Origin of the sequence: Streptomyces sp. SID3343, assembly GCF_009865215.1 — a bacterium.
In the GTDB taxonomy this organism is placed as follows: domain Bacteria; phylum Actinomycetota; class Actinomycetes; order Streptomycetales; family Streptomycetaceae; genus Embleya.
The window spans coordinates 1-7,446 of record NZ_WWJX01000129.1 but is presented as its reverse complement, the minus strand read 5'-3'; the positions used below and the strand labels follow the sequence as shown (position 1 = coordinate 7,446).

The following is a 7,446-nucleotide window of genomic DNA, read 5'->3' as shown; positions in this document are numbered from 1 at the left end:
ACGCCGTCCACCGGCGACGGGTCGACGACCTGCGTCGCGGAACGCGTGGTGGTGGCCCGCCTCGGCGGCGCACCCTCGGTCACCGGCACGGCCGTCGGACGCGGCGGACGCGGCGTCGACGCCCGCGCGAGCCGGTGCTCCAGGTCGGTCACCCGGCCCTTGAGCCGGGCGATCTCCTCCTCGGCCTTCACCAGGTCCTTGGTCCACGGCTTCGACCTCGTGAGCGCCTTGTCCACCTCGCCGCGCACGATGCCCACCAGCAGATCACGGTTGGCCTTGCCGGTCTCGTACAGTTCCTCGGCGACCTGCTGCACGTACTGCGGCAACGCGGTCGCCTGCTCGGGAACCTGCTCCAAATCGATCCCGCTGCGCTCCACCAGGGCCCTGGCGACCTCGGTGACCCGCTGCCGGGTCATCTCGGTCAAGCCGCCGGCGATCTGAAGGTAACTGCGAACGACGTCTCGCATGAACCGGCGCCTGCCTTCCTGCTCCGGCCGCCCGTGCCCCACGCTTCGTGGGCGCACCGGACGGCGATGATCGGTCCACCCCGACGCTACCGCCTGGACCCGCGCGAGACGGGGCACCACGGCCCGACCGGCCGGGTGGGGTACGGTCGCGAACCGGATCCGACGAAGGGAAGCGCATCGCATGGCCACCGTCGAGGAGTGCCGCACGGCGCTCGAGGAGCTGTCCGCCAAGATGGGCCGAGCCGAGGGTGACACCCGCAAGGCCACCCAATTTGACCGCAGCCTGAGCTGCCGACTGACCGACCTTCAGGTCACCTTCAGCGGCCGACTGCGCGACGGCGCGTTGCACGACATCACCACGGAACCCCGGGACGACAAGGCCCAGATCCGCCTCACCACGACCGGGGACGACCTGGTCGCCCTGGTCGCAGGCACCCTCGACTTCGCCGCCGCCTGGGCCAAGGGCCGCATCAAACTGGAAGCCTCCTTCAAAGACCTCCTGGTCCTACGCAAACTTCTGTAGCCCCGACCCGAACGGCCCGGCAGAACGATCTCGGTGGCGAGGCGAGACGACACGAGGCGAAGGCGCCGAAAAGCGCCCTGCAACCCTCCCGACACCAAGATCATCCCTGCCCGGAACGCGACCCCCGCCTACCAGCCCAGGGCCGCCGCCACGCCCGACGTGTCCACCGCCGAACCCGTCGAACCCGTCGAATCCACCGACCAAGCCGCCGCGCACGCCGCGCGCAGGCCGTCGATCCGCTCGCCCGAACCCTCGACCGTCAGCGCCCCGTCGGCCACCCGCACCGTCCAGCCGCCGCACACCCACGCGTCGCCCTCCCGCCGAGCCGTGACCGGCTCCGCGAGCAACGCGCGCAAGTCCTCCGCGACGAACGTCGGCCGCTGCCCCGGCGCCGCCGCGAGCGCCGCGTCCGGCGTGGTGACCCCGGTGAGCACCAACAGGCTGTCCACGCCCCCGTTGCACGCGCCCTCGATGTCCGTGTCGAGCCGATCCCCCACCACCAACGGCCGCTTCGCGCCGGTACGCAGGATCGTCTCGCGGTGCAACGGCAGTTCCGGCTTCCCCGCGACCACCGGCTCGGTCCCGGTGGCCGCCCTCACCACACCCACCAGCGCGCCGTTGCCCGGCGCGATGCCGCGTTCGGTGGGAATCGTCAGATCTGCGTTCGAAGCCACCCACGGCACACCGCGCATCACCGCGTACGACGCCTCCGCGAGCTGCCGCCAGTCCACGTCCGCCGCGTAGCCCTGAACGACCGCCGCCGGTTCGTCGTCCGCCGACCGCACCGGCCGAAGTCCCCGCTCACGCAGCGCGACCTCCAGCCCCTCACCGCCCACCACGAGCACCGAGGCGCCCTCGGGCACCCGCTCCGCGACCACCCGCGCGGCCGCCTGGGCCGACGTCACCACGTCCTCCGGCTTTGCCGGCACGCCCAGTTCGACCAGGTGCTCGGCCACCGCCTCGGGCGTACGCGCCGCGTTGTTCGTCACGTACGCGAGCGCCATCCCCCGCCGCCGCGCCTCGGTGAGCACGTCGACGGCGTACGGAACCGCCCGCGCGCCCGTGTACACGACCCCGTCCAGGTCGAGCAGCGCGACGTCGTACGCCCGCACCAACTCCGACCCACCCGAATCGCCCACGGCATCAGCCGCATCCGCGGCGCCCGCAACCGTCGCCGTCTCCCCAGCCGAGGCATCCCTACTCACGCGTTGTCGCTCCCGTCGTCCATCAGGTTGTCTCCACCGTCCTTGCCCACTGTCCCGTACCGCGTCCCGTGCTCGGTCCCGTGCTCGGTCCCGTGCTCCGTCCCGGACTCACCGATCCGCGCCGCCTCACCGGTCCGCGCTCGCAACGTGGCGCGCGACTGGGTCAGCGCCGTGCGGTAATGCTTCGTCTCGGGCCGCATCGCGACCGCGAGCGCCAGATGCTCCACCGCCGTCTCGAAGTCCCCGACTCGCGCGGCCGACAGACCCCACCCGAACTGGGCGTAGTCGTCCGCCGGATCCGACTCGGCCACCGCGCGAAAGTGCCGCAGCGCCTCACCGTGTCTCCCCGAGTCGAACCACGCCCGGGCCAGCGCCTCACGCACACTGCGCGACTCCGGCGCCGCGTCGGCCGCACGCGCCAACAACTGCGCCGCCGCCGCCGGATTACCCGACGACAGCAACGCGACTCCCCGCCGGTACCAGTCGTACACATCACCCGTGGGCGCACCGTTCACGCCGTCGGCCCCCTGAGGCATCGCCATGACCGCCCTCCCGCAGCTCGACATCAGATGTCCTGATCTTGCCCGCGCTCGGGCCCGTAACATTCGGCCATGGACGACGCAGTGCCGAACGGGCTCGATCTGGCGCCTTTCCGCGGGCTTCGCTACGACCCGGATCGCGTCGGCGACGTCGCGCAGGTGACCTCGCCACCGTACGACGTGGTCGAACCGGGTGGGATCCCCGTCCTGGAGGACTCCGATCCGCACAACATCGTGCGGCTCGTGCTGCCTCGCGAGGCCCGACACGCCGGCACCACCTTGCGCACGTGGTTGGCGGAGGGCGTCCTGCGTCCCGATCCGCTGCCCGCGCTCTACATCTACGAACAGCGCGACCACAACTCGATCCAACGCGGCCTGATCGGCGCGCTGTCCCTGGACTCGGCGGTACTCCCGCACGAGGACGTCATGCCGGGCCCGGTCGCGGGCCGTACCGCGCTGATGTCCGAACTCGCGGCCAACCCCGAGCCGATCCTGCTGGTGTACAAGGGGGGCGGGCGCGCCTCCGACATCGTCGAACAGACCACCCACCAACACCCGTTGCTCGGCCTGCGCACCCCCGACGGCATCCGCCACCGGTTGTGGGCGGTGACCGACCCCGACGCCGTCGCCGCGATCCGGGCCGACCTGGCCCCGCGCAACGCGCTCATCGCCGACGGTCACCACCGCTGGGCCGCCTACACCCGCATACGCGAACACGCCCACGCGGACGGCCGCGGCGCCGGCCCGTGGGACCGCGGCCTGGTCCTGCTCGTGGACACCGTCCGGCATCCGCTGCGGGTCGGCGCGATCCACCGCGTGCTGCCCAACCTGCGGCTGTCCGACGCCCTCGACGCGCTCGCCAGATACGGCAACGCCGGCGCCGGCGCGTTCCTGGCCCGGCCCCTCGACGGCACCCTCCCGGCCGCGCAGTGGGCCCTCGACCAGGCCGCCGGCCCCGCCTTCCTGCTCGCCGGCGACCGCCGCTTCCACTTGCTCACGGGCCCCGACCCGGTGCTGCTCGACGACGCGATCCGACACGACCGCCCGGCCACCTGGCGCGGTCTGGACGCCACCGTCCTGCATGCGGCCCTGCTCGAACACGTCTGGCGCGTGCCGGACAACTTCGACAACATCGGCTACGTCCACGACGCGGCCGCCGCCGTCCGCCAGGCCAACCGCACGGGCGGCACCGCGGTACTGCTCAGACCCACCCAGGAACGCGTGGTCCGCAGCCTCGCCGAACAGGGCATCCGCATGCCCCGCAAGTCGACGTCCTTCGGTCCCAAACCCGCCACCGGGCTGGTGCTGCGCAGTCTCGACCTGGAATAACCCCGCCCGCCGAAACGACGAACGGGAAGGGCCCGGCACATTCGTGCCGGGCCCTTCCCGTTCGTCGATCTCGATGCGGCTCAGTACTCGATACTCGGTGCTCGGTGCTCGGTGCTCAGTCGCGCTTGTCGGCGACAGGCTCGTCACCCGCGCCCTTGTCGTCCGCGTTCTCGTCCTCGTCGGTGTCCTCGTCGTCCGCGTCCTCGGTGTCCGAGTCCTCGGTGTCATCCGAGTCGACGGCGTCCGCGTCGTCGTCCTCGTCGTCCTCGACCGCGTCGGCGGCCGAGTCCTCGATGTCGCTGTCGTCCTCGTCGTCCTCGGCGTCGGGGTCGAGCGCGTCCGTGAAGTCCAGACCGTCGATCTCGGCGACCCGCTCGGCCGCACCGGTCTCGCCGCCCGCGTCCGCTTCCGCGGCCCGACCGAACCAGTCGCGCGCCTCTTCGTCGCGACCGACCGCGGCAAGCGCGTCGGCGTAGGCGAAGCGCAGACGGGCGACCCACGGCGTGGTCGAGTTCGCGTTCAGCTCCGGCACCTGGAGGGTGACCACGGCGGCGTCGAGCTGGTCCAGGTCGCGACGCGCACCGGCGGCGACGATCCGCAGCTCGATCTGCGCGGCCTTGTCCAGTTCCTTGACCTCGTCGGCGCCCGCCATCTGCAGCGCACGCTCCGGACGGCCCATGCCCCGCTCGCAGTCCGCCATGACGGCCCAGTGCTCGGAGGAACCGGTCATCCGGCGAGCCGCACGCAGCTCGGACAGCGCCTCGGCGTACGCACCGGCCATGTAGGCCGCGATACCGGCCGCCTCGCGCACGGCGGCGACTCGCGAAGCGAGCCGCAGCGCGACCTTCGCGTACTTGTACGCCAGTTCGGGATCCTCGTCGACCGTACGGCCGATCATCACCAGGTTGCGGGCAACCTCGTCCGCGAGGGTCTTGGGCAGCCCGCGCAGCTCCTGGCGCGCTTCCGCGCCGAGCTCCTCGGCCTGTACGTCCTCGGGGATGAAGATCCGCTCGACCGGCACGTAACCGGGCTCGTCCCGACGGTCGTACCCGCCACCACCGCGGCCACCGCGGTCGTCCCGGTTGCCGAACGAAGGACGGCTGCCGCGGTCACGGTCCCCGTGTGAGGGACGCGAGCCGCCACGGTCGTCACGGTTCGACGTGGGCCGCGACGATCCGCCGCGGTCGCCGAACGAGGGGCGCGAACCGCCTCGGTCGTCACGAGCCGGACGGCCCGGCCGGTCCGACCGCTCGGGGCGGTCGGAACGGAACGGCGGACGCGAACCACCCGCACCACCGCGGTCGTCACGGTTGTACGCGGGACGGTCCGAACGCTCGGGACGGTCCGACCGGAACGGCGCCCGCCCGGTCGAACCACCGGCGCCACCGCGGTCGCCGCGGTCGTTGAACGAGGAACGCGAACCACCTCGGTCGTCACGGGCGGGACGGTCGTCACGAGCCGGCCGGTCCGACCGGAACGGCGGACGCGAACCACCCGAAGCGCCGGCACCACCGCGGTCGTCACGGTTGAACGAAGGTCGCGAAGAGCCCCCGCGGTCGTCACGCCCACCGGACTGCGGACGCCCGGCACCACGGTCGTCACGACGCGTGGACGGACGGCGCTCCTGGAACGGCTGACGCGCGCCGGGCTGACCGTTGTAGGTCGGCCGGCTGCTCGCGCCGTCCCTGTGGTCACGGTCACCGAACTCGCGCTCGGCCCGGTCCGCCCGGTCGGAGCGGTACGGCGGACGCGAACCACCGGAGCCACCACGGTCGTCACGGTCGTCACGGTTGAACGAGGGGCGCGAGGAGCCACCGCGATCGTCACGGTTGAACGCGGGACGCGAAGAGCCCCCACGATCGTCACGGTTGAACGACGGGCGCGAAGAGCCGCCACGATCGTCACGGGCCGGCCGGTCGTCACGAGCGGGCCGATCCGAACGCTCCGGACGGTCCGAACGGTAAGGCAGACGCCCACCGGCACCACCGCGGTCACCGCGGTCGTCACGGTTGTACGCGGGACGGTCCGAACGCTCGGGACGGTCCGACCGGAACGGCGGACGACGGTCCCCGCCACGCTCCTCGCGGAACCCGGGACGATCGTCCCGGCCCCCGCGCTCGTCACCCCTGAACGGCGGACGCGAGCCGCCGCGGTCGTCGCGGTTGAACGGCGGACGGCCGCCCTCACGGTCGTCACGCGCCGGACGCGAGATCGCGTGGTCGCCGCGGGCTCCGTACGAAGTCCGCGATTGCCCGTGGTCACGCTCGGGACCGTCGGACCGGAACCCGGGACGGTCGTCGCGTGCCGGGCGGTCGTCGCGGTTGAACGCGGGCCGGTCCGAACGCTCGGGGCGGTCGGAACGGTACGGCGGACGCGAACCACCGGAACCACCACGGTCGTCACGGTTGAACGAAGGTCGCGAAGAGCCCCCGCGGTCGTCCCGTCCACCGGACTGCGGACGCCCGGCGCCGCGGTCGTCACGGTTGAACGAGGGACGCGAAGAGCCACCGCGATCGTCACGGTTGAAGGGAGGACGGCTGCCGCCGCGGTCGTCACGGTTGAAGGGCGGACGGCTGCCGCCGCGGTCGTCGCGGTTGCCGTCGCGCTTGAACGGCGGGCGCGAGGCGCCACCACCGCTGCGGTCGTCACGCGCAGGCCGGTCCGACCGGAACGGCGGACGCGAACCACCGGAACCACCACGGTCGTCGCGGTTACCGTCCCGCCTGCTGTCACGACCGAACGCGGGGCGCGAGGCGCCGCCGCGGTCGTCACGACCGCCCGACTGCGGACGCCCGGCACCGGAACCGCCACCGCGGTTGCCGTCACGATTGAAGGGAGGACGCGAACCGCTACGGTCGCCACCCCGGTCACGATCACCGGAGGCCGGACGGCCACCGCGATCGTCACGGTTGAACGGCCGGCGATCACCGCCGCCACCGCCCCCCGAGTTCTGCGATCCGGCAGGACGGCGATTCGGCCGTCCCTCGGAGGGGGGATTGGACATGGGGTTTGCTCCTCGTGATCGTCGTGCGGGTACGCAGTCGCCTATGGCGCGACCACCATTGTCCCGTATGACGAACGAAGCCGGCGCACCCGACAGTGGCGGCACGGACCCTTTGGTCAGGGGTCGCCACGGTGAAATAGAACAGGATAAAAAAATAAGGGGCCCCACCGGGGTGGGGCCCCTTACTCACGTTGATTCCGGCGGCGTCCTACTCTCCCACACCCCTTCGAGTGCAGTACCATCGGCGCTGGAGAGCTTAGCTTCCGGGTTCGGAATGAGACCGGGCGTTTCCTCTCCGCCAAGACCACCGGAAAACCATCGAACCTCGATATCAACCGAGACAACGGCGAACCAGAAATCACATGCGGTGATTCAATTA

At 71.9% G+C, this 7,446-nt stretch carries 5 protein-coding genes, 1 rRNA gene and 1 pseudogene; 2 read left to right on the top strand and 5 right to left on the bottom strand.

Annotated features, from left to right (window positions below; genetic code table 11):
- Positions 1–467, bottom strand: a pseudogene (locus GT354_RS04260) (hypothetical protein); the annotation flags it as partial.
- Between the two features lie 181 nt (positions 468–648).
- On the opposite strand from GT354_RS04260, the gene GT354_RS04255 reads away from it, so the two are divergent.
- Positions 649–990, top strand: coding sequence for an alkyl sulfatase C-terminal domain-containing protein (locus GT354_RS04255; protein ID WP_161354809.1), 342 nt, complete (start codon positions 649–651; stop codon positions 988–990).
- Between the two features lie 128 nt (positions 991–1,118).
- On the opposite strand, the gene GT354_RS04250 is transcribed toward GT354_RS04255, so the two are convergent.
- Both GT354_RS04250 and GT354_RS04245 read right to left on the bottom strand, forming a co-directional pair.
- Positions 1,119–2,129: an HAD-IIA family hydrolase gene (locus GT354_RS04250; RefSeq protein ID WP_346011842.1), complete on the bottom strand. Its 1,011-nt coding sequence runs from the start codon at positions 2,127–2,129 to the stop codon at positions 1,119–1,121.
- Between the two features lie 62 nt (positions 2,130–2,191).
- Complete coding sequence (locus tag GT354_RS04245) at positions 2,192–2,737, bottom strand: tetratricopeptide repeat protein (protein WP_237534362.1); 546 nt, start codon at positions 2,735–2,737, stop codon at positions 2,192–2,194.
- 69 nt (positions 2,738–2,806) lie between these two features.
- On the opposite strand from GT354_RS04245, the gene GT354_RS04240 reads away from it, so the two are divergent.
- Complete coding sequence (locus GT354_RS04240; RefSeq protein WP_161354807.1) at positions 2,807–4,063, top strand: DUF1015 domain-containing protein; 1,257 nt, start codon at positions 2,807–2,809, stop codon at positions 4,061–4,063.
- A gap of 115 nt (positions 4,064–4,178) precedes the next feature.
- Here GT354_RS04240 and GT354_RS52445 read toward each other — a convergent pair whose 3' ends face one another.
- Positions 4,179–4,961, bottom strand: a complete 783-nt coding sequence (locus GT354_RS52445; RefSeq protein ID WP_237534363.1) for a hypothetical protein — start codon at positions 4,959–4,961, stop codon at positions 4,179–4,181.
- Between the two features lie 2,301 nt (positions 4,962–7,262).
- Positions 7,263–7,379 (bottom strand): 5S ribosomal RNA (gene rrf / locus GT354_RS04230).
- Positions 7,380–7,446: the final 67 nt, after the last annotated feature.

What these genes read in the sequence shown, in the direction of transcription:
- GT354_RS04240 (WP_161354807.1), top strand. Translation starts at nt 2,807, where the DNA reads ATGGACGACGCAGTGCCGAACGGGCTCGATCTGGCGCCTTTCCGCGGG.
- GT354_RS04245 (WP_237534362.1), bottom strand. Translation starts at nt 2,737, where the DNA reads ATGGCGATGCCTCAGGGGGCCGACGGCGTGAACGGTGCGCCCACGGGT.
- GT354_RS52445 (WP_237534363.1), bottom strand. Translation starts at nt 4,961, where the DNA reads ATGATCGGCCGTACGGTCGACGAGGATCCCGAACTGGCGTACAAGTAC.
- GT354_RS04255 (WP_161354809.1), top strand. Translation starts at nt 649, where the DNA reads ATGGCCACCGTCGAGGAGTGCCGCACGGCGCTCGAGGAGCTGTCCGCC.